Origin of the sequence: Mycobacterium vicinigordonae, from assembly GCF_013466425.1 — a bacterium.
GTDB classification, from domain to species: Bacteria; Actinomycetota; Actinomycetes; order Mycobacteriales; family Mycobacteriaceae; genus Mycobacterium; species Mycobacterium vicinigordonae.
The window spans coordinates 3,176,221-3,200,155 of sequence record NZ_CP059165.1 but is presented as its reverse complement, the minus strand read 5'-3'; the positions used below and the strand labels follow the sequence as shown (position 1 = coordinate 3,200,155).

The following is a 23,935-nucleotide window of genomic DNA, read 5'->3' as shown; positions in this document are numbered from 1 at the left end:
ATATCGATAGCCCGGCTGCAGCCACGCGGGTGTTCGCACCGCGGCTGCTCGTGGAAGAGATGGGATGGAGCCGACGATTGACCTGATCCCGGACCCCGTGTCCGTGGATCTCCTCGGGTGCTCTTCCGCACAATTAGATGCATTGGGCCACAGTGTTTCTCGTGCCCAATGCGCTGTCAGTTCAAGTGAGTAGGGGGCGGGTGATGGGCCGAGTTACCGGCAAGGTCGCGGTGATCAGCGGAGCGGCACGGGGGCAGGGCCGGTCGCATGCGCGGATGCTCGCGGCCGAGGGCGCAGACATCATCGCGCTGGACTTGTGTGCCGACATCGAGACCAACGAGTACCCGTTGGCCCGGCCGGAGGACCTCGAAGAAACCGTACGGCTAGTGGAGAAGGAGGGTCAGCGCATCTTCTCCGCGGTCGTCGATGTTCGTGACCGGGCCGCGTTATCGGCCGCTGTCGACGAAGGCGTGGCGCAACTGGGCCGGCTCGACATCGTCGTCGCCAACGCCGGAATCTGCCCATTGACCGCGGGCCTGCCGCCGCAGGCCTTCGCCGATGCCGTCGACGTCGACTTGGTCGGGGTGCTCAATCTGGTGCACACCAGCCTCAAACATCTGCAGTCTGGGGCATCGGTCATCGTGATCGGGTCCAACGCCGCATTCATGTCGTCGATGAACACCACCGGCATCGACGGTGGACCTGGGGGCGCTGGTTACGCATTCGCGAAAATCGCTGCCTCACACTACGTGAACGACTTCGCGCGGGCGCTGGCGCCGTTCTTCATCAGGATGAACGCGATCCACCCCACCAACGTCAACACCGACATGCTGCACAGCGCGCCGATGTACCGGGCGTTTCGGCCCGACCTGGCGAATCCGACCCGCGAGGATGCCGAACCGATCTTTCCACTGGTGCAGGCGATGCCGGTCCCTTATGTGGAGCCCGAAGACATCAGTGAGGCCGTGGTGTTCCTGGCCTCCGACGCCGCGCGGTACATCACCGGCCAGCAGTTGCGGGTGGATGCCGGCGGCTTCCTCAAAGTCAAGCCCTGGTCGGGGTCATAGCCTTGTCGCGCAACGGAATTAGGTGTATCGGGTGAGTGAGCGTCGCCTCTACGAGCTGATGGTGCTGATGAAGACGGCCGATGATCGGCTGTCCAAAGGCATCGGTACCGGGGAGTTCATGTGCGTCTACTGGCCCTCGCGTGGTCAGGAAGCCGTCGCCGCGGCCATGGCAGAGGCGTTGCGACCCGACGACCAGTTGGTCACGACTTACCGGGGGCTGCACGACCTGATTGGAAAGGGAGTGCCGCTCGAGGAGATCTACGGCGAGATGATGGGCCGTGTCGTTGGCGCAGGACGCGGCAAAGGCGGCACCATGCACATCGCCAACCCCGCTGTCGGCGTGATGTTTTCGACCGGGATCGTCGGGGCCGGCCCGCCGGTTGCGGTGGGTCTGGCGATGGCCGCAAAGCGCAGGGGCTCCGATCGGGTGACCGTGGTCAGCTTCGGCGACGGCGCGACCAACACCGGCTCATTCCACGAGGCGGCCAACATGGCTGCGCTGTGGGATCTGCCGCTGGTCTTCGTGTGCCAGAACAATCTCTACGCCGAGATGACCCCAACGTCGGACACGATGAAGATCAACCAGGTCGCCGACCGCGCGGCCGGCTACGGCATGCCCGGCGTAAGAGTCGACGGCAACGACCCGCGGGCGGTGAAAACCGCGCTGGACACGGCGCTGGAACGGGCTCGGACCGGCGCGGGTCCCACCTTGATCGAATGCGTGACTTTCCGCTTCCGCGGCCACTATTTCGGTGATCGGATGCCCTACATCCCGAAGGATCAGCTTGCCACCGCGATGGCTGCCGACCCGGTGCCGCGGTTCCGTAGCCGGCTGGCCGAGGAGGGGATCTGCAGCGACGAGGAATTAGACCGCATCGACGCTGACGCCGCGGCGGCGGTCGAGGCAGCGCTGCAGGCGGTGCTCAGCGCCGACTCGCCTTCGGCAGCGGAACTTGAGCGCGACGTGTACGCGACGCCGATTAGCTTCCCCCGGTAAGGAGTCCGCGTAATGCAACCAGAGGACGAGCAAGAGATGACCATGCGCGAGGCGCTGAACCTCGCGCTGGACCAGGCGTTGCACGCCGATGATCGAGTGTTCCTCCTCGGCGAGGACATCGCCGACCCCGGCGCCTCTGGCCCCACCGCAGGGTTGTCGACCAAGTACGGCCACGATCGGGTGTTGGACACGCCGATATCGGAGGCCGCGATTGTCGGTGCGGCGGTCGGCGCGGCGATCGACGGGCTGTTGCCGGTTGCCGAAATCATGATTATGGACTTCATCGGCATCGCCGCCGACCAACTGATCAACAGCGCCGCCAAATTGCGATTCATGACCGCCGGGCGCACTACCGCACCGATCACCATCCGTACCCAGGTGTACGCAGGCCTGGCCACCGGCGCGACGCACTCGCAGTCGCTGGAGGCCTGGTTCATGCACATCCCCGGGATGAAAGTGATCGTCCCGTCCACTCCCCGGGACGGCAAGGGGCTGCTGACGTCGGCGATTTTCGACGAGGATCCGTGCCTGTTCGTCGAGACGATCCGGCTACAAAGCCGCAAGGGGCCCGTCCCGATAGCGGAGGGGTTCTCGATCCCGTTGGGCCAGGCCGATATCAAGCGTCCCGGTACCGACGTAACGTTGATCGCCTACGGACGCGCGGTGCACGACGCGCTCGCGGCGGCGGCTACCTTGCAGGAACAAGATGTCAGCGCCGAGGTGGTCGACTTGCGGACGCTGGTACCACTGGATGTGGAGACAATCGTTGAATCCGCCCGCCGTACCCGGCGAGTCGTGATCGTGCACGATGCGGTCCAATTCGCCGGGCCGGGGGCCGAGATCGCGGCGATCCTGCAGGCCGAGCTGTTCGGTGAGCTCGCCGCCCCCATCCAGCGGGTCGGGGCCCGATTCGTGCCCAATCCGGCCGCGGCCGCCCTAGAGGCCCAGGTGTATCCGTCGCCGGCCCGCATCGTGGCTGCGGCGCAGCTCACTTTGGAGAGGGCGAGAGCGCATGGCTGAGTTTGTGATTCGGATTCCCCGGGTGTCGGTGGCCGTGTCGGAGGCCGAACTCACCGACCTCCTGGTCAACGGTGGCGAGTACGTCGAGGAAGGTACGCCGATCTACGTGATCGCCACCGAAAAGGTGGAACAGGAAATCGAAGCTGGAGCGTCGGGCACCGTGCAGTGGACCGGTCAGATCGGAACGACCTATGACATCGGCGCCCAGATCGGCGTCATCACTCCGTAACGAGTCACCCCATCACGAAAGGTATCGAAAAGCCATGGACCTCAAAGAAACCCGCGAACGAATCATCTACGAAAAGGAAGGGCCCATCGCCCGCGTCACCCTGAACTGGCCCGAGAAGGCCAACGCCCAGGACCAGAAGCTCGCGGAGGAGGTCGACGCCGCGTTGCTGGACGCTGACCGCGACTACGACATCAAGGTGCTGATCCTCAAGGCCAACGGCAAGGGCTTCTGCTCGGGGCACGCCATCGGCAATAACGCCGTCGACTACCCGTCGTTCGTCGAGGCTGCCGGGGTGATGGGCACGCCGTGGAAGCCGCAGACCGACCTGTTCGTCAAGCCGATCCTGAATCTCTGGGAGTTCTCCAAGCCGACGATCGCGCAGGTGCACGGCTACTGCGTGGGCGGCGGCACGCATTACGGGCTGACCACCGACATTGTCATCGCCGCAGAGGACGCCTACTTCTCCTACCCGCCGTTGCAGGGCTTCGGCATGCCCTCCGGTGAATGCTCGATCGAACCTTGGGTGTTCATGAACTGGCGTCGTGCCGCCTACTACCTGTATCTCGCCGAGGTCATCGACGCCAAGAAGGCACTAGAGGTCGGGCTAGTCAACGAGGTGGTTCCGCGCGATCAGCTCAACGACCGCGTTGAAGCGATCGCCCGCCACATTGCTCAAGCGCCGATGACGACGCTGCTGGCGACCAAGGCCAACCTCAAGCGGGCCTGGGAGCTGATGGGTATGCGGGTGCACTGGCAGAGCTCCAACGACCTGGTGGCCCTCGCGTCGATCAGCAAGGACGTGCAACAGCTCATCCAGACCGTGTTCAAGGACAAGGTGCTGCCCTCCGAGCAGGCCCGCCGCCAGGCAGCCGCCGCATCGACCGACGGCGCCGCTGCAACGACGTAGTGGTGGGGGTCGCCCGGTGAACATCGCCGACCACGCGCAGCGGAATCCGCTGGCGCCCGCTCTGATCGTCGAGGACGGTACGGTCTCCTTCGGTGACCTCTACGCCCGCAGCCAGAAGGTCGCCGGGGCGCTGCACGATGCCGGGCTGCGCCGCGGTGACGGCGTGGCCCTGGTCCTGCCGAACCGGCCCGAATTCTTCGAGATAACCTGGGGCTGCCAGTTTTCCGGGTTGTACTACACCGCTGTCAATACCCACTTCACGCCCGAGGAAGCGGCGTATGTGATCGACGACTCCGACGCCAAGGCGGTGTTCGTCGACGTTTCCCGCGGCGTGGGACGCGAGCTGGCGGTGCACGTTCGCGATGTCAACAACGCAGTGGCCGTCCACGTGGGAGTGGGCGGCGATGTGCCCGGATGGCAGCCGTACGCGGATGTGCTAGCGGTGGCGGGGCAGGCGCCGCCGATCTCGGACGGGTCGGAGATGCTGTACTCGTCGGGCACCACCGGCCGGCCCAAGGCGGTGCGCCGCCCGCTTCCATTGGACGGCAACGGTTCTTGGGCGCAGGCAGTGTTGGAGATGGCACTGAGGCACAAGTACGCGATGACCGCGTCGAGTGTGTACCTCTCCCCTGCCCCGCTCTACCACGCGGCTGGGGTGAACTACACGATGGCCGTCAACCGAGTGGGCGCGGCGTCGGTCATCATGCCCAAGTTCGATGCCGAAGAAGTGCTCCGCCTGATCGAGGCCCATCGAGTGACGCACGCGCAGTTCGTGCCGACCATGTTCGTGCGGTTGCTCAAGCTGCCCAGGGCCGTCCGCGACAAGTACGACGTGTCGAGCTTGCAGTGTGTGATCCACGCCGCCGCGCCCTGCCCGGTCGAGGTCAAACACCAAATGATGGATTGGTTCGGGCCGATCATCCACGAATACTACGGTGGCACCGAAGGATTCGCCGGCACTACGATCGGCCCCGAAGAGTGGCTGGCCCACCCAGGGTCGGTGGGCATCCCGATGACTCCGGTTCATGTCATCGGCGACGACGGCAACGAACTACCCGTCGGCGAATCCGGGGAGCTGTACTTCGAAGGCGGCCCCGAGTTCCAGTACTTCAAGGATCCCGCCAAGACCGCGTCGGTGTATAACGAGCGTGGTTGGCGGACCTTGGGCGACATCGGTCGCGTCGATGAGGACGGTTACCTCTACCTCACCGACCGCTCCACGTTCATGATCGTCTCCGGCGGGGTCAACATCTACCCGCAGGAGGCGGAGAACCTACTGGTCATGCATCCCAAACTCGTCGACGCCGCAGTATTCGGCGTACCGAATGACGAGTACGGCGAGGAGGTCAAGGCCGTCGTGCAACCGATCGTGGGTGTCACGCCCGGCCCGGAACTGGAAGCGGAGTTGATCGCCTACTGCCGATCGCACCTGGCGACCTACAAGTGCCCGCGCACGATCGAATTCGAGTTGGAGTTGCCCCGCGACCCGAACGGCAAGCTCTACAAAAAGCGGCTCAGAGAACGCTATTGGCAGGGCCGGATGTCCAGGATTCTATGAGCCCAAAACCAACGGAGAAGACATGGACGTGAACTGGACGCCACTGCCGGTGCCGTGGGCGGTGCAGGCCGCCGATCGGATTCCCAAACAGCGGTATTACGATCCGGAGTTCTACGCGCTGGAGAACGAGAAGCTCTGGCCGCGGGTGTGGCAGATGGCCTGCCGGCTCGAAGAGATCCCCAAGACCGGTGATTTCGTGGAGTACGAGATCCTCGACCAGTCGATCATTGTGGTTCGGGTCGACACCGACACCGTGCGGGCATACCACAATGCCTGTCGGCATCGCGGTGTGAAACTGGTGGAGGGCAACGGGTCTCGGCGTACCTTCGTCTGCCCGTTCCACGGCTGGTGCTGGAACATCGACGGCCGCAACACCTTCGTGCTGCGGCCCGAGGCATTCGACGAGCACAACCTGGATCCGAACGACCTTGCGCTGGTGCCGGTGCGATGCGAACTGTGGGGTGGCTGCGTCTGGATCAACCTCGACGACGAAGCCCCTGGACTGCGCGACTGCTTGGAACCGTTTGCCACGATCTATGACGCCTGGAAGGTCGAATCGCTGCGCACCGAGTGGTGGCAGTCGTGTCGGCTGCCAGTGAACTGGAAGCTGGCGACTGCCGCCTTCATGGAGGGCTATCACGTTCCCCAGACCCATCCGCAACTGCTGCCGTCGGCACAGCCCGCCAGCGACAAACCTCCGGGACTCGTCCAGACCAGCCTGTACTTCATGCGTACCCTCGGTACGGGGATGGCCGGCATGACCCATGAGAACGACGTACGCATTGCCGAAGGACTGCAGGACATCGAATTGCCCGCCGATCCCGCCGAGGCAATGGCGGTGTGGAAGCGCACCCTCAATGACGCTGTGGTGCACTGGCATCGGGCCCGCGGCTGCGACATCCCCGATCTCAACGAGCTGCAGCGTCGCGGCATCGTCGATGCGATCGGGTTCGGCTTCCCGCACTACTTCCTCTTGCCTCAGTACAGCAGCGCCTCGTCGTACCGCATCCGGCCACTGGGTCCCGAGGAGACCTTATTCGAGATCTGGTCGCTCACCCGTATCCCGGCCGACCAGGTCACCGGTAAGCCGACACCGCCGGAACCCATGGCGCCAGATGACCCGCGCTGGCCACCGATCCCCGCCCAGGATTTCTCTAATCTGCCCAAGCAGCAAAAGGGCCTGCATTCCAAGGGTTTCGAGTTCATGAGGTTGTCCAGCCAAATTGAAGGTTTGATCTCGAACTTCGAACGCGTCATTGATGGATTCTTGGCCGGATTGCCATATCAGACGCTGGTGCCGGCGATCCAAAAGACCAACACGACCATCGATGTCCCAGTGGTGGACCTCGGCTTCACCTCCGGTGCGGCCACTGCGACAGGAGGGGCACGGTGAGCGCCGTCAACTGGGATCGTTCCGTCGACCTGGTGATCGCGGGCAGTGGCGGCGGGGGCATGGTCGCCGGCCTGGCCGCACTGGACGCCGGGTTGCAACCGCTGATCGTCGAGAAGCAGTCCCTGGTGGGCGGTTCGACGGGATTGTCCGGGGGAATCGTCTGGCTGCCGAACAACCCGCTGATGCGGGCCGACGGAATCGTTGACTCTCACGAGGACGGTCTGGCATACCTGGCCGACGTGGTCGGTGACGTCGGCCAGGCATCCTCACCGGAGCGACGGGAGATGTTCCTCACCGCCGGCTACGAGATGATCAATTTCCTGGTGCGCAAGGGTGTTCGGCTGATCCGCTGCGCCGGATGGAGCGACTACTACCCGAATCACAAGGGCGGCAACGAATCCGGCCGCGCCGTCGAAGGGATTCCGTTCGACGCAGCCGAACTGGGCGGGTGGCGCGACAAAGTGCAGCCGTCGCTGGCCAAGAACTACGGATACGTCGTGCTGACCAATGAGCTGCGTTCGGTGCAGTACTTCAACCGGTCTCCTCGTGCGCTGGCCGTAGCCACCAAGGTTTTCGCGCGTACCAACGCCGCGAAAATCGCACGACGCCAGGTCCTCACCAACGGGGCCTCGTTGATCGGGCAGATGCTCAAGGTGCTGATCGGCCTCAGTGACGGTCAGCCGCCACTGTGGGTCAACGCCGCCATGGAGGACCTCATCATCGAGGACGGGAGGGTGCTCGGCGCGCGCATCAACCACGGTGGCACAGCGATGAATGTCGAGGCGCGCAAGGGAGTTCTGTTGGCGGCCGGAGGTTTCGGGCACAATCCTGATATGCGCCGCCGTTACAGCGGCGATCAGCCCAACGAGGGACAATGGTCGATTGCCAACGCCGGAGACACCGGCGAGGTGCTGCAGGCCGCGATGCGGCTCGGCGCCAAGACCGATCTCCTCGACGAGGCCTGGTGGTTGCCGTCCGTCTTTATCGCCAATGGCGGCGCGGCCGCTGCGTCGCTGGGTTCGGGACGGCAACGGCCTGGCGCCATCTACGTCGACTCGACCGGCCGGAGGTTCTGCAACGAGTCGAATTCGTATGTCGAAGTGGGTAAAGCGATGTACGCCAATAAGGCGGTGCCCTGCTGGATGATCTTCGACCACGGGTACGTGCGCCGCTACGTGGCGGGCACCAACCCGATCAAGCGTCAGCACCTGCCCCCGGAATTGATAGAGAGTGGCGCGGTCAAGCGGGCTGACACCCTCGGTGAACTCGCGCGCCAGATCGAGCTTCCCGCCGAGGAACTCATCCGCACCGTTCAACGGTTTAACGGTTACGCCGCAAAGGGTTTGGACCCGGACTTTGGCCGCGGCCAATCCGCCTACAACGACTGTTTGGGCGATCCGGGCTACCGGCCGAATGCCGCGGTGGGACCACTAGATCGGGCACCGTATTACGCCACCAGGGTGTTGCCGGCCGACGTCGGTACCTGCGGAGGGGTGATCACCAACGAGTACGCCCAGGTTCTCGACGAACAAGACCGGGTCATCGAGGGCCTGTACGCAACCGGCAATACCACCGCCACCGTGATGGGCCGAACCTATCCGGGAGCGGGGGCGAGCATCGCCAGCTCGATGGTTTTCGGTTATGTCGCGGCACGACATGCCGCCGGCCGCAAAATCGCCGGGGAAAAGAGCCGTTGACGCGGCTACTCGTCGCGGTCTACGAAGTCGCGTGGCTTCATCCCCGACTGCATAAGTTCGGCGCGGCGGGCCTGCACGTCGGTCGCCGCGCCGACCATGTTGGTCAGGATGTGGCTGACCTGCAGGTGCACCCGCATACCCATCAATTCCCAGGCCCGCTTCACGTTGCTCTTCACTGCCATCAGCGTGGTCAGCGGAATCTGCGCGATCTTGCGCGCCATCTCCTCCACCGTGTCCTCGAGGTCCTCTCGCGCTACCACCCGGTTGAGCAGTCCCCAGTCCAGGGCCTGCTGAGCCGACAGTGTGGGCGCCAGCAGCAGCCAGTCCATGGTGCGGTGCCAATTCATCATTAACCACGGTTCGATCATGGTGTGACCGCCGGGCTCGCCGAGGCTTTGGGCAAGCGGCATCTGAAAATACGCGTCCTCGGAGGCGACGCAGAAGTCGGTCAGCAGGCCGAGGTAGATTCCGCCGCCCATGCAGTAGCCGTGGATCTGGGAGATGGTGGGCTTCGGGAACTCCCACAGGTACAGCGTCGGCCACAGGAACAGGTCCGCGGTGCCCTTGTAGAGATCCTCGAAGGTGTTGCCGAAGTCGGGATAAGGGTTTTCGTCCGGGCCCCAGCGGGCGACATGTCCACCGCAGAAGCCGTTGCCGTTGGCTTTGAGGATGACGACTTTGATCTCCTTGTCGCGGTCGGCCTCGCGCAGGCACGTGTCGACTTCGGTCACCAGCACCGCGTCCTTGGTGTTGGCCTTGTCGACCCGGTTGAGGATGATCCGCGCGATGGGCGGCTCGCGCTCGTAGATGACGGCTTCGAGGACGCGACGTTCCATTGTGGTGACACTACCGGACTCAGGCGTTGTCTCCCAGGGAGCGACTGATGATTTCTTTCATGATTTCGCTTGTGCCGCCGTAGATCTTGGTCACCCTGGCCCCAGCCGATACGTCTGCGATCGGGCAGTCCACTATGCATCCTTGGCGTGGCCTCGCGCCTGCAGCTGACCATCCGGGAGGCCTGAGCCTTCGCGGCGCGCCAGTAACCATGCCTTTCCGTCGCCCTCACCCGCCGCCAGCAGGTTCAATTCGGCGAATGCGGCGGTCAATTCCCCCGGTTTGGACCGAAATGGACCTGGCGTGGCGCCGACCTCGCTGAGAGTGGCGATGGCCAGCAGCCCGCCCGGTGCCAATCGCTGTATTAGCGCCCGGTCCAGGCGTTGGTTGCGAAATCGGTTGCAAAGGAGCATTTCAACGGGTCCGCCCTCCGGCAGGCCCTGATCGAGGTCGACAACGTCGAATCGGCAGCGATCGCTAACTCCGTTGCGCTGCGCAAGTTCTCGTGCCTGCTCGATAGCTACTGCCGAGATGTCCAATCCCCACGTGTGCAGTCCTTGGCGTGCCAGCCACACCGAGTCGCGTCCCCGGCCACAGGCTAGGTCCAGCGCCTGTCCTGTGCTTGGCAGCACGCTCAGATGGGGCGCAAGGAAAGCGGGGGCCTCGACCGTTTCGCCCGGCACGGTGCCAAGTCGGGCATAGCGCTCGTCCCACCGGTGTCGGTCTTGCTTGGTCACTGGACCAAAGTACTCGTACTAAGGGTGCAGCACCCCGGAATCTGCTGACTCCGAGGGTGTCGGGTCTCCGAAACGGAACCGGATAACGCGCATGGGATCTGCTGTGGCACCGGGGAATCCGCGATACGGAGAACGGCGCCGCAGGTACCACCGCACCAGAGGCGAGGCGAGCCGCAGCGGCAACCGCAGCCACGACGGCAGATCCGACGAGGCCGAACGCTCCGGTCACCAGCACACGATCCAGATGCACGTTCGAGCCCTCCAGCGTCTCATCCATTTTTCTGGACATTTGTCTGCTATCCGTAATGACGCTATCGATACTGGTGCTAGCGGGCAAGGTTCAGCGGGGCCGGCGGCTGTCCTAAGACCACGAATATACGCTGGTCAAGAGCGTTTCTTGGGTGGTTGTGGCTGACCGTAGCTGTTTTCTACACTGGACGGGTGTCTAGAGAAGCGGCTCCGCGGGTTAGCGGTCATGCCAGCACCGCGGCCGGGAGCACCGCGTCGCGCAGGTCAGATCGGCGGCCGGGGCAGACGATCCGCAAAGTCCTTGATGCCGGGCTGGAGGAATTGCGCGAATCGTCCTACGCCAACCTGACGATGCGTGCGGTGGCACAGCGCGCCGGGGTGTCGCCGGCGAGTGCCTATACGTACTTTTCCTCCAAAAGCGCTCTGGTCGCGGCGGTCTACTTGCGATTGCTGCGCGAGCTACCGCTGCACACCGACGTGAACGACACAACCAAGACCCGGGTAAGCGCAACGATGCGGGACATGGCACTGGTGGTTGCCGACGAACCTGAGTTGACCGCCGGATGCGGAGCGGCCTTAATGGCCGACGACCCGGCCGTCGCGCCGCTGCGTCAACAGATCTCCGAGGAGGTGTCTCGGCGGATCGGTGCGGCGCTGGGTCCCGGCTGGCCACGTCCGGTGAAGTCCACGCTGCAGATGACTTTTGCGGGTGCCCTGATGACAGCCCGCTTTCTCACCTATCAGGAGATCGCGGGTCAACTCGATGAGGCCGTCAACCTCATCCTCGGTGCTTCCGTCGCCTGAGGCGTCGCACGAGACAGCTTTCTCGGCAAGCGAAATTCCCTCCCGCTACAAGTCGTCCTCGTGTTTGAGTGGTAGTTCGCCGGTGGTGCATGCAGTTGGTGCGGGGTTGTTGGTAGCCGAGGTGATCAGAACTTCTGTGCTCGCCAATAGCGTTTGGCTAGACCGGCGTTAGGGGTAGCGACTTTCGTGGCTGGAAGACGAACGTCGAACCGCCACTGAACTTGGTGACCGCGACCTCAGAAAATTCCTTTGCCGCAGTGCCGGTTTCGATCACGATCGCGGTCCAGTCCGTTGGCCTGCCGTTGACTTCGACGTTCAGGTTCGGATCAACCGCGGCCACGATCGCCTGTAGCGGTTTGACGGAGTCAGGCGAGACCAGCGCCGGCCACGCGTTGTCTTCGTGGGCCGGTGACGGATGCAGGTGCACCCGGTCGCTTTCGAAATCGGCAGACACATACGCGGCGGGATTGAATAGCGGGTGCAGTTCCAGCACCCGTACCGCACCCTCGACACCGCCGGGCAGGTGCAGTGCCCGGTGGATCCGCTCGGCGGCCAAGCCCGCCAGCCCGATCAGTTGCTTGGTGGCTATCGAGCGGGTTATCTCCACATCGTCTGCGGCATGCTTGCTCACCGCGAGGGCGAACGACAGGAATAGCAGGTGCATCTGCAGGCACACCTCGTCGGCGAGGCGTACCAGGGCTGAATGGGAGAAGGCGCCGAAATCGAAGTCGGAGACCAGCGGGCCAGAGTAGTCCGACTGCCCGGGCTCAGTCCCGTCGATCTCGTCGAGTTCGGTGGTGGCCGCCCGAGTTCGGCCGACGATTTCGAGAGCCGGAATGAAACCCACCTCCGGGTGAGAGTCGTCGATGATCACCGTCCAGGCGCAATGCGGGTTGCGGTCGGCGGGCACCCGAGGCGGCCGATGGATCGGCCGAACCTGGGCCTTGCGATTGGTGGCCAGCGCGGTGGCGTCGAACGTCGGGTCCTCGATGTCATGGCACATGCCGCGCACGTATTCCTCGCCCATCGGTTCCACATCCAGCAGCGCCCCGCAGTGGTCGAGGTGGAACTCGCCGTGCCACCGGTCGTGCACGGTGTAGCGAAAGTCCATGAACTGTGGCGGAGCACCGATGTCGAGCTGCAGTCCCTTGAAGATGGTGATCACGTCGTCGCCCTCGAAGCGCAGCGCCCGCTGCATGCGTTTGGTGTATAACGGGCTGGCGCCCGCCCATTCGTCAATGGCGATCTGCAGCATCGCTTCCCGGCCGAAATGCTGGATGCACCAGGCCATTCCGGAGCGGTCGATCATCTGGCCGATCAGCAGCAACTCCGGTACCAGGATGGCGAGCTGGTCACGGCCGAGGCCGGCGTACCTGCTGGTCATGGAAAAGGGTCCTCCGAGTGGTGACACTGTCGAGGTTGACGGCTCAACGGGCTGCATACGCGGTCAATTATGGACAGGTGTCTGGTTTCGCAATCAACCTTAGTCGACCCTGCTCGCTCGGACAAGGACGCTATACGTCGTGTAAGACAGGTTTCGGTAGCGCGAGACCGCCTCGCTTCAGCAGACATTCCTGGCCTCGGCACCGCTGGTTGGCTAGAGAATCCTGGACAGATGTCCATCACGGCTGGCGGGACGACTCCTGCCAAGGCACTCTCCATTGCCAAGTCGCCATACATAGACCAGAATGTGTATTGTCAGTCTCATCGACTGTGAGGGGGCTCGACGATGACGGACCTACAGGTCAGGCGGGTTCGCTTCGACTTCGCCGGCGACGACATCCCCTTCAATTGGCAGCCCGAACGCCCGGCGTTCGGCATGCAGTGCAACGTGATCTCGTTATTCGCACCGGGATTCGAGAAGTTCATCGTCGACGCGACGCGCGAGGCAATACCGTTGATGCGCAATCCGGCCGACGCCGCCGAGGCCAATGCCTATCTACGTCAGGAAGCGCAGCACTCGGCCGCACACCAGAGCCATGTCCGGGCGCTGAGCCGTCGCTGGCCAGGTCTGCAGGACACCATGGAGCAGGTCACCGCCTCGTTCGACCGACTCACCGCAACCAAGCCGCTGGCATGGCGACTGGCCTACCCGGCCGTGGTCGAGGCGACCTTCACGCCCTACTTCAAGGTCTTCCTCGACCACGAGGACAAGCTGTTCCGGCCCGGTGACGAGCGAGTCGCCTCAATGTTCATCTGGCACTTCTGCGAAGAGATCGAGCACCGCAGTTCAGCCCTGCTGGTCTACGACGCCGTCCACGACAGCTACCCCTACCGCGTCAAGACCATCGGCGGCGTCGTGCGGCACATCAGCGACATCCTTAAGATCATCTCCAGCGGATTCCAACGGCACGTTCCCAAGGAGCAGGGTGGCGAGTTCGGCCGACTCATTCCGAATGGGTTGTCGCTGAGCGCGTTTCGCAGCTCACTCAAAGCCTCCCGGGAACTCCTGCCGCCCGGCCAGGGAACGTATGCGGGGGTGCCGCGACGTGAGGTGCTTGACATGCTGGTCGGCCTGATTCGCTCCCAAGGGCCCAGGCACAACCCTACGACCGAGAAGCTGCCCGAACTCGCTGCCCGCTGGTTTGCGGAGTACGACGAGAATCCGAAGGCGGCCGCCCGCTGGTACACCGTCGGGGCGGGCAGCGCCCGACGGAGTTGATCTGCTCTCCCGCTTCGGCGATCCTCGACGAAACGTCTGAACAGAGGAGGATCGGCCGTGGCTGGTTTCGGACAGATCGCGCTGAACAGTGCGCCCATCCTGGGTGGCGCCATGCTGGCGCTGGCGGCCGGCCAATTCCGCGGCCCGGACTTTCGCGGCTTGATCAAGCAGGACATGGACCTACTTGACCGGCTCCCCCCGGAGTCGACCCGGAGACGAGCCGAACTCCAGCGCACCATCGACGACCGCATCGACGACCTCGTGGAGGCGACTGACCGGGGCCGTCGACTGCGCCAGACCGCGGCGTCGTACCAGGGCAACTGGAGGGACATCGTCCTGCTGATCTGCGTGCTGTTATTCACCGTCATCTGGTGGGACGTCAGCCATAGCCGGAGCAACTGGCTGCCCACCTTCGTCCTGCTGATCGTGTTGTCGGTAGTGACGGCCCTATATGCCCTGCGCGGAGCGTTCCGCGCCGGGCTGGTGTTGCTGCAACGCCGCCAGCGACCACATCGATAACTTATCTAACTTATGTATTTTTACAATAAAGGATTGCCCACCCGTCGGCGCGGTGCCAGGCTGATCGCATGACTGAAGCCGAATCGTTCGTCGACCAGGCCATGATGGGACTGGCCGAACCACAACCGATGTACAAGGCACTACGAGAGTCGGCTCCGGTGTTCCGATCCCCCCAAGCGGTAGTGCTCAGCCGGCTTGCCGACATTGAGATGGCGCTCAAGCGCACTGATCTGTTCTCGTCGAACATGGACGCGGTGGATCTCGGCAATCTGCGGCCGCTGATCCCGCTGCAGATCGACCCGCCCGACCACGCGAAGTACCGCCGCATCCTCGATCCGCTGTTTACCCCACGGGAGATGGCCCGGCGTGAACCGCAGGTGGGCGCACTGGTCAACGAGATGATCGATGTCTTCGCCGAGCGCGGCGAATGCGATTTCCACGCCGAGTTCGCCGTGCCGCTGCCCTGCACCGTATTCCTGCAGCTGCTCGGACTGCCGCTGGCAGATCTCGACAAGTTCCTGGAGTGGAAGGACGGCGTAATTCGCCCGGAGGGTGCCATCGCTTCGGATGATCGGCATGCGGCGTCGGCGCCGGTGGCACTGCAGATCTACGAGTACTTCGACCGCGCGATCGACGACCACATCGCCAACCCCCGCGACGACGTGTTGTCGGCAATGATCGCGACGCACTTCAAGGAGGACGGTGGCGGGACGCTATCGCGCGAAGAGTTACTCGACATTTGCTTCCTATTCCTGATCGCCGGACTGGATACGGTCACCGACTCCCTCGACTGCTTCTTCGTGTATCTGGCACGGCATCCGGAGCACCGTCACCAGCTGGTCGAACAGCCCGATATCCTGCCGCACGCCGTCGAGGAGTTGTTGCGATGGGAGACACCGGTTCCCGGCGTCGTGCGGGTGGCGATGCAAGATGTCGAGGTCGGTGGCTGTCCAGTCAGCAAGGGCGAGCGGGTCAGCCCGTTGCTTGGCGCGGCGAACACCGACCCGGCCGAATTCCCCGACCCCGAACTGGTGGACTTCACTCGCAGTCCGAATCGTCACCGGGCGTTCGGCGGAGGCCCGCACCGCTGCCTCGGATCCCACCTGGCGCGTATGGAGCTTCGGGTGGCACTGCGCGAATTCCACCGGCGTATACCGGATTACGAGATTCCACCTGGCACCGAGCTGAAGTACACCGCAGCGCTGCGCTCGGTGGAAGCCCTACCACTGACGTTCCCGCCGGTCCAACGATGAAGCACGTCACCGTCGATCCCGAGCGGTGCATGGGCCACGGGCGCTGCTACTCACTGGCACCCGAGGTCTACGACTGCGACGACGTCGGGCATTCGGTGGTGCTCGTCGCGGATGTGTCGGGCGAGCTCGAACGGCACGCGCTGACGGGCGCGCAAAACTGCCCCGAGGACGCGATCACGCTGACGTAAGGCTCGGTACGCTGACGCAAACCAAAGAAGGGACGTCCGCACATGGAGCCAAACGCGCTCGATCCAGTAGCCAGCGAACGGTTGTCGCACGCGTCGAAATCGTGGACGTCCGACCTGTCGATCAACGAGTTCGCGCTGTTGCACGGCGCTGGCTTCGAACCGATCGAGTTGGTAATGGGGGTTTCGGTTTACCACGTCGGTTATCAATTCACCGGCATGCGCCAGCAGCAAGAGTTGGGTGTTCTCACCGAGGCAACGTATCGGGCACGCTGGAACGCGATGGCACGCATGCAGGCTGAAGCCGACGCCTTGCACGCCGACGGGATCGTCGGGGTTCGGCTCAGTTGGCGCCACCACGGCGAGGGCGGCGAGCACCTTGAGTTCATGGCGGTGGGGACCGCCGTCCGGTACACCGAGAAGCCAGGCGCCTTCCGCCGTCCCAACGGGCAGGCATTTTCCAGCCACCTATCCGGCCAGGACATGGTGACCCTGCTGCGTTCCGGGCACACCCCGGTGGCGTTCGTGATGGGCAATTGCGTATTTCACATCGCGGTGCAGGGGTTTATGCAGACGCTCAAGCAAATGGGGCGCAACATGGAGATGCCGCAGTGGACTCAGGGCAACTATCAGGCGCGCGAGTTGGCGATGTCGCGAATGCAAACCGAGGCTGAGCGCGACGGCGGAACAGGGGTGGTTGGCGTGCACTTCGCCATTTCCAACTACGCGTGGGGCCACCACACCGTGGAGTTCTACACCGCGGGAACCGCGGTGCGGCGCACCGGAAGTGGCGAGACCATCAAGCCCACCTTCGTACTGCCGATGGACAACTGATGCTGGAATTCAACCCCGAGCGGGTCAGTCGCACCATCGGCGGTGCACTGTCCGGCCCCGGTGGTGTCGCGTTGGTGGTCCAGGTGTTCGCCGGCTTGCCCGGCGTGGTGCACACGCCAGCCAAACGAGGGTTCTTCTCGTCCAATCCGGAGCGGATCCAGATTGGCGATTGGCGATACGAACTGACCCGCGACGGGCGACTGCTGGCCGGGCACGTCGTCAACGGCATCGTCATCGCCGAGGACATCTTGCTTGCCGAGGCCGTCGGACCGCACATCACCCGTGCACTCGGTCAGATCGTGGCCCGCTACGGCGCCACCGTCATCCCCAACATCAACGCGGCCGTCGAGGTGCTCGGTACCAGCACCGGCAATCCGTGGTGAGGGTCGAAAAGGTCACTCTGGGTCTGAGGCGACCGTAACAGCGCTGCGCTCCACGCTGTCACAGCACACCAGCAGCTCCTTGAGCGCATCGGGAAATGCATCAGCCATCCCCCACAACTCGGGCAGCAGATCTGGGCAGGAAATAATGCCGATGCCCAGGGCTCCGTTGAGCGACATGACCGTGATGTTGAGCCCCGCACCGCCGAGCAGCGGACCCAATGGATACATCGACTCGACGCCGCAACCCAGGAAATAGAGGTGGTCCTGCGGGCCCGGCACGTTCGACAGAATCATGTTGTAGACGGGACTGCTGGTCAATGGAATTCGCGGCAAGATGCGCATCGCCGTGCCGAACATCGTTTGCCCACCGAACTCGGTCCAGTCGTGCAACAGCGCGGCCCCCATGGCGGCCGCGTGGTCTTTGGCGGCGGCATTCCCCGCAGCGATGGCACGGATGCGCTCGACGGGATCGTTAATCTGGGTGGCCAGCCGGCAGAACATCCACGTGGTCTGATTTCGCCCGGGCCGGTCGGATTTGCCCCGCACCGAAACCGGCACGGTGGCCACCAGCGGGGTGTCCGGCAGCTCGTCGCGTTCGAGCAGGAAGCGCCGAAGCACTCCGGCGCACAACGCGACCACCACGTCGTTGACCGTCACCCCGAACGCGTTCTTGACCCGCTTGACGTCGCGCATATCGAGCTGGGTGTAGGCGACATTGCGCTGCCGAGTGAGCGGACCGTTGAACGGTGTCTGCGGAGCACGGAAAGGGGCGGCCATCGTGCGGCCCTCTCGTGCGCTTAGTGCCGTCTGAGCCAGAGTCAACGCAGTTGCGGGCACCACGGTCGCCAGGCGCAGCGGCCTTTTCACGACGTTCATCAGCCCACTCACTGCGATCTGCAGCGCGCTTGCCCGCCCCGCACCCGTAACGGGTTCGGGAATTGGTGCGTCCGGCTGCGGGCTGCACAGCTGAGCCAGCAGGTTCGCCCCTGCCACGCCGTCGACCAACGCGTGGTGAACCTTGAGCATCACCGTCAGGCAATGCTCGCGGGCCCCTCCCTCGATCACCCACATTTCCCACAACGGGTGATCACGATCCAACGGCAGTCCGGCAATATGTCCACAGATCTCGGATAACTCGCGGCGGCCGCCGGGCCCGGGCACGGCGAGGCGGTGCAGGTGGCGCCGCAACTTGAAGTCATCATCGTCGACCCAGACCGGATGGTCGGGGTTGAACTGGCTGTCGGCGAGCTTCATCCGGAACTCCGGCATTGCTCGGACGTGTTTGGCAAGCAGGGCACGCAACTTGCCGTAGGCATAGCCCCCCGGCATCGACGAGGTGTCCAACTCCAGGACGCAGCACACATTCAGCGGCTGGGTTGGTGTCTCCATGTAGAGAAAAAAGGCGTCTATTCCGCTTAATCGCTCCATTGACCGGCTACCTGAGTCGTTGGCGTGCATGAATTTTCGAGGTTTTGAATCCCCGGCTCCCCGTCGAGCACAAAAACCCCAATGATCTCCTTACCCCACCACGTATTCCGGTAAACCTTGATCTCATTGGTCCTGCATAGCCGCGCTGGCCGGGACGCGCCCGCACCCGCCGGGGCTCGTCGACGAGGCAGTGCAATGACACCTCGTGGTAGCCACCCAGTGGTAAGACACTGGCATGACAGTTGGCGCTACCGCTATCACGTTCTTCCACCCGCCCGCCGATCCCGGCCAATTCAATCAGTGGGCGGATGCTTACCTGGACTCCGCTCGCGATGCGGCCGGATTCGTCAGCGCCCGCGCCGCGGTGCAGCGCGGGCAGCAGTTGGACTGTGCGTTAGCGATCACGTTCGATAGTGTCAGCACCCTCGATAGCTGGCTGGACGGCTCAGAACGCCGAGCGATGCTCGTCCAGGGCCAACCGCTGGGGTGCTGGCGCTGCGCTTCGGACCTGGTACTTGCCCAGGGCGAGCCGCCGCCAGCTGACCGGGGTGTCTTTCTGCACAGCGTAGCTCCGGGCAAGGAGTCTGAATTCGTTGTGGCCCAACGTAATCTGACGCTGGCCAGCACGACATTTCCAGGGTACGAGGGCACCGCACTATTTCCGCCGGATCGTGACGGGCAGTGGATGTCGGTGCTGCGGTTCCGAACTGCCGGGCAGCTCGGCGGCTGGATTCGCTCGCAGGAGCGTCAGCAGGCCTTGCCGCGCCTGCGCGACGAACTGTCCCGCGACTTCGCCGAGCTGCCCCGCAGCGCTCCATTCGGGTCGACCGTCCGCGTCGCGGACGGCCAAACCAAGATCACCCCGGCATGGAAGTCGGCGATGTTGGTGGTGCTCTGCCTGTACCCCACCGTGATGCTGCTGTCCCGGTGGCTGGCACCCGTGCTGAGCCACCTCGGACTCCAGCAGGCGCCGGCGGTCTTCCTAGGTAACGTCATCAGTGTTGTTCTCTTGCAATGGGTTCTGGTGCCCGCAGCGTCGCGGCCGTTCCGGCGCTGGCTGGACCCGATCGAGGGAGAGAGCAGGCGAATCAGCGCGGCCGGAGCGGCGGTGGTTGCGGTCGGCTACGCGGCCGCCCTGCTGATCTTCACCCTGATCGGGTGATCAGCCGCCGATCATCGCGTGCAACTCGGCGACCGACCAAGGGTCACTGTCGTGGTGGTCGCGATAGCCGAGCAACGTCGGGGTCGGCCGGTCATAACGCCCGACGAAACCTCCTGCCGCAACCAGGATCTGACCGGTGACGTCGCGGGCAACGTCGCTGGCCAGGTAGGCGTAGACCGGTGCGACGAACTCCGCGGGCGCGGCGTCCAGCGACGCACGCATCGTCAGCTCGTCGAGTAATCCACGCCGATGCAGATTCGCGATGTGCTGCTCATACTCCGGCCCGGTGGACAGCCGCGTCCGGGCGCCGGGGCACACCACGTTGGCGCGTACCCCGTCGGCCTTCAACTCCGCGGCGATCGCCATCGTCAGCGCGTTGACGGCGCCTTTGCCGGCCGGGTAGCCGGTGCCACCGTAGTCGCCGAGAAACGCCGACGAACCCGTGTTAATGATCGCGCCGTTGCCCTGCGCCGCCATGAGAGGTGCCGCCAGACGGCAGGTGTGGAACACCGTGCCCAGGTGGGATCCGATCAGTAGGTCGAACTCCTGGGGCGAGATCCGCAGTATCGACGAGCGCGGCGGTTCGGCTATCCCCGCGCAGTTGACCAGTATGTCCAGTCGCCCGAACGTATTCGTGCACTCTTCGATCAGTGCGGCGGCGACGCGCTCGTCGTTAGCCGACCCGGTCACCGCACCGGCCTGACCGCCGGATGTGGTCAGTGCATCCACGGTCTGCTGCACCGCATCCGGGTCGCGGCCGTTGATGACCACCGAAGCGCCCAGACCGCAAAGCAACTCCGCAACCGCCCGTCCGATGCCGCGACTGCCGCCGACAACCACCGCAGCGCGCCCTGCCAGCAACCGGTCACCGCTCATAGTGAACACCTCCGTCGACAGCTGACACGCCACCAAACTGGTTGGGAATCAGGCGGATCAAGCGGTGACAGGCTCGAATTCGGATTCGTCGACCCTGGAGCGACGCGGCCACCACAGCCACCGGTCCAGCACCACCATCATCGCCGGCAGCACGAACGCTCGCATCACCAAGGCGTTCAACAGCAGTCCAACGCCGACGGTGAAACCAATCTGCGCCACGTTCAACACCGTGCTCGCCGAGAGCGCGATTGTTGCGATGCCGACGACGATGCCACCAGCGGTAACCACACCGCCGGTGGCAGCGCAGGCCCGGATGATGCTGGTGCGTAGCCCCGCGGCCACGCCTTCCCTGATCCGCAGAGCGAACAGGAGGTTACCGCCGGACGCCACGCCGATCATCGACATGAACGCGATTGGCGCTACCGACCAATGCACTTCGTGGTGCAACATCCGGTGCCAAAACAACACGCTGGCACCGAGTGAACAGAGGTAGGACGCTGCGATGGTGCCCAGCACAATCAATCCGGCGAACGTGCTTCGCAGCAGCACCGCAGAGATGATCACGATGACTACCAATGTGAGCACAACCATCAAGGACAGGTCACCACTAAGGATGTCTTGCAGGTCGCGAGTGGCCGGCCCCACGCCGGCAAGTTCCACGGTGCTCGCTTTCAGTGCGCCATCTTTGGTGGCATCGGTGACGGCAGCCGAAATGGCGCGAGCGCGTACCGCACCCTCGTTGCCCCATTCGTGGCCGTTTCCGTAGACGTAAAGTCGCGTCGCTTTGCCACTCGGGGAAAAGAATTCCTCGAGTGCCGGGCGCATACTCGGGTCGGTCAGGATCTTTCGGGAGGCATAGAGATCTACGCCGGGGCTGCCCTGCGAGATGGACATGAGGCTGTGCAGATAGGTCGGAAGCTCTTGGGTAGGCACCGGACGAGGACTGCCCAGCACCTGCCGCAGATCCGTACCCGAGGCCCGCACCTGCGCCATCTGTCCGCCCGCGCCGTTTACCACCGTCGCGATGCCAGCCAGTCCGGATGATGTGGCAGCGTCGGCAACCGCCTTGGCGAGCTGGTCCGCGGCGTCAACGATCTTGGCCGAGCCGCCGACGACGGTGCTCGCCCACTGCATCGCCTCCCGGGCGGCCACGCACACCGGAGTCTTGCCGCAGTCCGCTATCGCACCTACAAAGCTGTGCAGCGGATCGAAGATCTCGGAGACATCCGCCGAGCGATCGCGGACCTTGCCTATCGCCTGCTGCGTCATGTGGACCGCCAAGCTGACGCCGCCGATGGCATAGCTACCCGCGGCCGCGCCCGACTGGATCAGGTCGAGACCGTTGTAAACCTCGGTCAGAGCGGCATCGAGGTTGACGAAAGTCGCAGCCCGGGCGGTGAGCCGGTCGGAGAATTCGTCGATTTGGTCGCCGACGTTGCCGGCGGTGGCTGTCAGCGCGGCCTGCTTGGACACCATTCCGCCGGGGTGGCTGGCGGACTGCACCATGCGCACACCCGAGATGCCCATGATCGCGCTGGTGACACGTTCGAGGGCGGTCAACCCCGCGGGGTCGCGGATGTCGTGGTCGGTCTCGATCGTGACGACCGCCGGAAGCAGCTGATTCGGCGGGAAGTGCTGGTCGACGACCGTATACCCGCGACGGGATTCCGAGTTGGCCGAGGTTGTCGCCGTTTCGTCCCATCCGATGGGCACCCCTGGTAGCCAGATCATCAGGATGAGCACCAATACTCCGCTGGACACCAGGATCGGCGCCGGCCAGCGAGCCACATGTGTGCCGATGCGGCGCCACCGGCGCCGCAGGCCCTTTCGCTGCGGAGGCCTGACCAGGCCGGCGCGCGAGGCGAGGGCGATCAGGGCCGGCGTAACCGTCAACACGGACAAACCGGCCGCGAAAACGCCGATCGCGCAGAGAATCCCGGTGGCTGCAAACATGCTGATCCGCGCCAGGCTCAGCCACGCCAATGTCCCCAACGGCGCGACGACGATCAGAGCCGAGCCGATGATCGCGGGAGCCACGCCCCGGTAGGCGTCGGCAAGCGCCTCGGCCGGCTCGAAATGCTGCCGTCGTCTTTCGTGGTAACGCCCGATCAGGAATATCGCAAAGCCGGTTCCAGCGCCTACGGCCACCGCCACACTGACGGCCAAGGAGAACAGCGAAATGCTGATCATTTCGTGGGCGGCCAGCTCTGATACCAGCGGCTTGGCCAGCCCCAACGCCATGATCACCGAAACCAGCGGAATCATCGCGGTGATCGGGGATCGGTACACGATCAGCAGCAGGACTAGCAGTACCGCGAACGTCGTTGCTGTAATGACCTGGGTCTGGCGGTCGATCGCCCCGAACTCGTCCATGACCGTCGCGCCAGCGCCGGTGATGTAGACGTGCAGCCCCTCGGGCGGATGCATTCGTGCCACAACGGCACGCACCGAGTTGATCGAACCGGCGGCTTCGGTCGTGCCAACCATGCCGTTGAGACGCATGCGAGCGATCAACACATGCTTGTCGTCGCTGCTGGCGGCGTCTGCCAAGACTGGTACCCGCAACCAATCCGTCAGCTCGAGAACGTGCGCCGAATCCGCGCGCAGGGCCGTGACCAACTGGTTGTAGAACGCTCGATCGTGCTCATCGATCATCGCATTGCGGGTCAGGACCAGGTAGCCGACGTTGTCGGTGGGTGTTTGGTTGAACGCTGCGGCGGACCGCTGCACCGCAAGCGCGGTGCTGGTACCCGACGGCAGGAACGGCTGGTCCTCGTTGGCGACCACTGATTCGAGGGGTTGGGCCAGGCTGTTACCCGCAACGGCAAGCAGCGCCCAGACTCCGACGATCAGCAGCGCGAAGCGATAGATAAATCGGCTGATCACCGCCTGAACCTCAGCCGTCCCGAGCGTCGGGTAGCCGGCGCCGGCTCATAGAAGTTCAACTGTGAAATCACCTTCTCGTTCGACGCCGAAACAAACCCGGACGAAGTCGGCTAATTCAACCATTGTCGCGATCGGATCGACAGCAATTTCAGCACCTGGCGCCGGGAGCGGTCAGGCCGGTCGCAGCGCGGCAGAATCGCCTACATCTAGGGCGCAGCTGTCGTAACGTTCTGACAGGTGCCCACCGGCACTCTC

At 64.1% G+C, this 23,935-nt stretch carries 22 protein-coding genes and 1 pseudogene; 16 read left to right on the top strand and 7 right to left on the bottom strand.

The annotated features are described in order from the left end of the window. Positions 1 to 203: 203 nt before the first annotated feature. From H0P51_RS14430 to H0P51_RS14395, 8 genes are read left to right on the top strand one after another with little or no spacing between them, the layout of a single operon-like run. Positions 204 to 1,067, top strand: a complete 864-nt coding sequence (locus H0P51_RS14430) for a mycofactocin-coupled SDR family oxidoreductase (protein WP_180913513.1) — start codon at positions 204 to 206, stop codon at positions 1,065 to 1,067. Positions 1,068 to 1,125: 58 nt separating this feature from the next. Next, the gene (locus tag H0P51_RS14425; protein WP_180918974.1) at positions 1,126 to 2,064 is read left to right on the top strand and encodes a thiamine pyrophosphate-dependent dehydrogenase E1 component subunit alpha; all 939 of its coding nucleotides are present in this window, start codon (positions 1,126 to 1,128) and stop codon (positions 2,062 to 2,064) included. A 12-nt stretch (positions 2,065 to 2,076) separates the two neighbouring features. Further along, positions 2,077 to 3,084, top strand: coding sequence for an alpha-ketoacid dehydrogenase subunit beta (locus tag H0P51_RS14420; RefSeq protein ID WP_180913512.1), 1,008 nt, complete (start codon positions 2,077 to 2,079; stop codon positions 3,082 to 3,084). Continuing rightward, the gene (locus tag H0P51_RS14415; protein WP_180913511.1) at positions 3,077 to 3,313 is read left to right on the top strand and encodes a lipoyl domain-containing protein; all 237 of its coding nucleotides are present in this window, start codon (positions 3,077 to 3,079) and stop codon (positions 3,311 to 3,313) included. Before H0P51_RS14420 ends, H0P51_RS14415 begins: the two co-directional genes overlap by 8 nt. Positions 3,314 to 3,347: 34 nt before the next feature. Further along, on the top strand, positions 3,348 to 4,220 hold the full coding sequence (locus H0P51_RS14410; RefSeq protein ID WP_180913510.1) for an enoyl-CoA hydratase-related protein: 873 nt from the start codon (positions 3,348 to 3,350) through the stop codon (positions 4,218 to 4,220). 16 nt (positions 4,221 to 4,236) lie between these two features. After that, the gene (locus tag H0P51_RS14405) at positions 4,237 to 5,778 is read left to right on the top strand and encodes an acyl-CoA synthetase (RefSeq protein ID WP_180913509.1); all 1,542 of its coding nucleotides are present in this window, start codon (positions 4,237 to 4,239) and stop codon (positions 5,776 to 5,778) included. A gap of 22 nt (positions 5,779 to 5,800) precedes the next feature. Continuing rightward, positions 5,801 to 7,171, top strand: a complete 1,371-nt coding sequence (locus tag H0P51_RS14400) for an aromatic ring-hydroxylating oxygenase subunit alpha (protein WP_180913508.1) — start codon at positions 5,801 to 5,803, stop codon at positions 7,169 to 7,171. 59 nt (positions 7,172 to 7,230) lie between these two features. After that, positions 7,231 to 8,868 (top strand): FAD-binding protein, encoded by a 1,638-nt coding sequence (locus H0P51_RS14395; RefSeq protein ID WP_246398811.1) that lies wholly within the window; start codon positions 7,231 to 7,233, stop codon positions 8,866 to 8,868. Between the two features lie 5 nt (positions 8,869 to 8,873). On the opposite strand, the gene H0P51_RS14390 is transcribed toward H0P51_RS14395, so the two are convergent. The 3 genes and pseudogenes from H0P51_RS14390 to H0P51_RS14385 form a co-directional block, all read right to left on the bottom strand. Continuing rightward, a complete protein-coding gene (locus H0P51_RS14390; RefSeq protein WP_180913506.1) occupies positions 8,874 to 9,704 on the bottom strand; it encodes an enoyl-CoA hydratase-related protein in 831 nt (276 codons plus the stop codon). A 19-nt stretch (positions 9,705 to 9,723) separates the two neighbouring features. Next, a pseudogene (locus tag H0P51_RS29240) lies at positions 9,724 to 9,831 on the bottom strand (acyl-CoA dehydrogenase family protein); the annotation flags it as partial. Positions 9,832 to 9,836: 5 nt separating this feature from the next. Beyond that, entirely contained in the window at positions 9,837 to 10,439 is a 603-nt protein-coding gene (locus H0P51_RS14385; RefSeq protein WP_180913505.1) for a class I SAM-dependent methyltransferase, read from the bottom strand. Between the two features lie 441 nt (positions 10,440 to 10,880). Between H0P51_RS14385 and H0P51_RS14380 the strand changes: the two genes are divergently transcribed. Then, positions 10,881 to 11,492 (top strand): TetR/AcrR family transcriptional regulator, encoded by a 612-nt coding sequence (locus tag H0P51_RS14380; RefSeq protein ID WP_180913504.1) that lies wholly within the window; start codon positions 10,881 to 10,883, stop codon positions 11,490 to 11,492. 157 nt (positions 11,493 to 11,649) lie between these two features. Here the strand turns inward: H0P51_RS14380 and H0P51_RS14375 are convergent, their stop codons facing one another. Then, the gene (locus tag H0P51_RS14375; RefSeq protein WP_180913503.1) at positions 11,650 to 12,876 is read right to left on the bottom strand and encodes a hypothetical protein; all 1,227 of its coding nucleotides are present in this window, start codon (positions 12,874 to 12,876) and stop codon (positions 11,650 to 11,652) included. 345 nt (positions 12,877 to 13,221) lie between these two features. Between H0P51_RS14375 and H0P51_RS14370 the strand changes: the two genes are divergently transcribed. The 6 genes from H0P51_RS14370 (at position 13,222) to H0P51_RS14345 (ending at position 17,328) form a co-directional block, all read left to right on the top strand. Beyond that, positions 13,222 to 14,154: a metal-dependent hydrolase gene (locus H0P51_RS14370; protein ID WP_180913502.1), complete on the top strand. Its 933-nt coding sequence runs from the start codon at positions 13,222 to 13,224 to the stop codon at positions 14,152 to 14,154. Between the two features lie 111 nt (positions 14,155 to 14,265). After that, complete coding sequence (locus tag H0P51_RS14365) at positions 14,266 to 14,673, top strand: hypothetical protein (protein ID WP_180918973.1); 408 nt, start codon at positions 14,266 to 14,268, stop codon at positions 14,671 to 14,673. 68 nt (positions 14,674 to 14,741) lie between these two features. Next, the gene (locus tag H0P51_RS14360) at positions 14,742 to 15,926 is read left to right on the top strand and encodes a cytochrome P450 (protein WP_180913501.1); all 1,185 of its coding nucleotides are present in this window, start codon (positions 14,742 to 14,744) and stop codon (positions 15,924 to 15,926) included. Further along, positions 15,923 to 16,114 (top strand): ferredoxin, encoded by a 192-nt coding sequence (locus H0P51_RS14355; protein ID WP_180913500.1) that lies wholly within the window; start codon positions 15,923 to 15,925, stop codon positions 16,112 to 16,114. The genes H0P51_RS14360 and H0P51_RS14355 overlap by 4 nt, the downstream gene beginning before the upstream one ends. A gap of 42 nt (positions 16,115 to 16,156) precedes the next feature. Continuing rightward, a complete protein-coding gene (locus tag H0P51_RS14350; protein ID WP_180913499.1) occupies positions 16,157 to 16,945 on the top strand; it encodes a heavy metal-binding domain-containing protein in 789 nt (262 codons plus the stop codon). Beyond that, complete coding sequence (locus H0P51_RS14345; protein WP_180913498.1) at positions 16,945 to 17,328, top strand: DUF5073 family protein; 384 nt, start codon at positions 16,945 to 16,947, stop codon at positions 17,326 to 17,328. The genes H0P51_RS14350 and H0P51_RS14345 overlap by 1 nt, the downstream gene beginning before the upstream one ends. A 12-nt stretch (positions 17,329 to 17,340) precedes the next feature. Here H0P51_RS14345 and H0P51_RS14340 read toward each other — a convergent pair whose 3' ends face one another. Beyond that, complete coding sequence (locus H0P51_RS14340; protein ID WP_180913497.1) at positions 17,341 to 18,756, bottom strand: WS/DGAT/MGAT family O-acyltransferase; 1,416 nt, start codon at positions 18,754 to 18,756, stop codon at positions 17,341 to 17,343. A gap of 235 nt (positions 18,757 to 18,991) precedes the next feature. On the opposite strand from H0P51_RS14340, the gene H0P51_RS14335 reads away from it, so the two are divergent. After that, positions 18,992 to 19,918 (top strand): putative antibiotic biosynthesis monooxygenase, encoded by a 927-nt coding sequence (locus H0P51_RS14335; protein ID WP_180913496.1) that lies wholly within the window; start codon positions 18,992 to 18,994, stop codon positions 19,916 to 19,918. Here H0P51_RS14335 and H0P51_RS14330 read toward each other — a convergent pair whose 3' ends face one another. Together H0P51_RS14330 and H0P51_RS14325 are read right to left on the bottom strand one after the other, a co-directional pair. Next, positions 19,919 to 20,794 (bottom strand): SDR family NAD(P)-dependent oxidoreductase, encoded by an 876-nt coding sequence (locus tag H0P51_RS14330; RefSeq protein WP_180913495.1) that lies wholly within the window; start codon positions 20,792 to 20,794, stop codon positions 19,919 to 19,921. A gap of 57 nt (positions 20,795 to 20,851) precedes the next feature. Further along, positions 20,852 to 23,680: an MMPL/RND family transporter gene (locus tag H0P51_RS14325; protein ID WP_180913494.1), complete on the bottom strand. Its 2,829-nt coding sequence runs from the start codon at positions 23,678 to 23,680 to the stop codon at positions 20,852 to 20,854. Positions 23,681 to 23,935 lie beyond the last annotated feature (255 nt).

Excerpts from the sequence above, each read along its gene's own strand:
- H0P51_RS14335 (WP_180913496.1), top strand. The coding sequence starts at position 18,992 with ATGACAGTTGGCGCTACCGCTATCACGTTCTTCCACCCGCCCGCCGAT.
- H0P51_RS14400 (WP_180913508.1), top strand. The coding sequence starts at position 5,801 with ATGGACGTGAACTGGACGCCACTGCCGGTGCCGTGGGCGGTGCAGGCC.
- H0P51_RS14410 (WP_180913510.1), top strand. The coding sequence starts at position 3,348 with ATGGACCTCAAAGAAACCCGCGAACGAATCATCTACGAAAAGGAAGGG.
- H0P51_RS14340 (WP_180913497.1), bottom strand. The coding sequence starts at position 18,756 with ATGGAGCGATTAAGCGGAATAGACGCCTTTTTTCTCTACATGGAGACA.
- H0P51_RS14370 (WP_180913502.1), top strand. The coding sequence starts at position 13,222 with ATGACGGACCTACAGGTCAGGCGGGTTCGCTTCGACTTCGCCGGCGAC.
- H0P51_RS14425 (WP_180918974.1), top strand. The coding sequence starts at position 1,126 with ATGGTGCTGATGAAGACGGCCGATGATCGGCTGTCCAAAGGCATCGGT.
- H0P51_RS14430 (WP_180913513.1), top strand. The coding sequence starts at position 204 with ATGGGCCGAGTTACCGGCAAGGTCGCGGTGATCAGCGGAGCGGCACGG.
- H0P51_RS14355 (WP_180913500.1), top strand. The coding sequence starts at position 15,923 with ATGAAGCACGTCACCGTCGATCCCGAGCGGTGCATGGGCCACGGGCGC.
- H0P51_RS14345 (WP_180913498.1), top strand. The coding sequence starts at position 16,945 with ATGCTGGAATTCAACCCCGAGCGGGTCAGTCGCACCATCGGCGGTGCA.
- H0P51_RS14420 (WP_180913512.1), top strand. The coding sequence starts at position 2,077 with ATGCAACCAGAGGACGAGCAAGAGATGACCATGCGCGAGGCGCTGAAC.
- H0P51_RS14350 (WP_180913499.1), top strand. The coding sequence starts at position 16,157 with ATGGAGCCAAACGCGCTCGATCCAGTAGCCAGCGAACGGTTGTCGCAC.
- H0P51_RS14415 (WP_180913511.1), top strand. The coding sequence starts at position 3,077 with ATGGCTGAGTTTGTGATTCGGATTCCCCGGGTGTCGGTGGCCGTGTCG.
- H0P51_RS14365 (WP_180918973.1), top strand. The coding sequence starts at position 14,266 with ATGCTGGCGCTGGCGGCCGGCCAATTCCGCGGCCCGGACTTTCGCGGC.
- H0P51_RS14390 (WP_180913506.1), bottom strand. The coding sequence starts at position 9,704 with ATGGAACGTCGCGTCCTCGAAGCCGTCATCTACGAGCGCGAGCCGCCC.
- H0P51_RS14330 (WP_180913495.1), bottom strand. The coding sequence starts at position 20,794 with ATGAGCGGTGACCGGTTGCTGGCAGGGCGCGCTGCGGTGGTTGTCGGC.
- H0P51_RS14375 (WP_180913503.1), bottom strand. The coding sequence starts at position 12,876 with ATGACCAGCAGGTACGCCGGCCTCGGCCGTGACCAGCTCGCCATCCTG.
- H0P51_RS14395 (WP_246398811.1), top strand. The coding sequence starts at position 7,231 with ATGGTCGCCGGCCTGGCCGCACTGGACGCCGGGTTGCAACCGCTGATC.
- H0P51_RS14360 (WP_180913501.1), top strand. The coding sequence starts at position 14,742 with ATGACTGAAGCCGAATCGTTCGTCGACCAGGCCATGATGGGACTGGCC.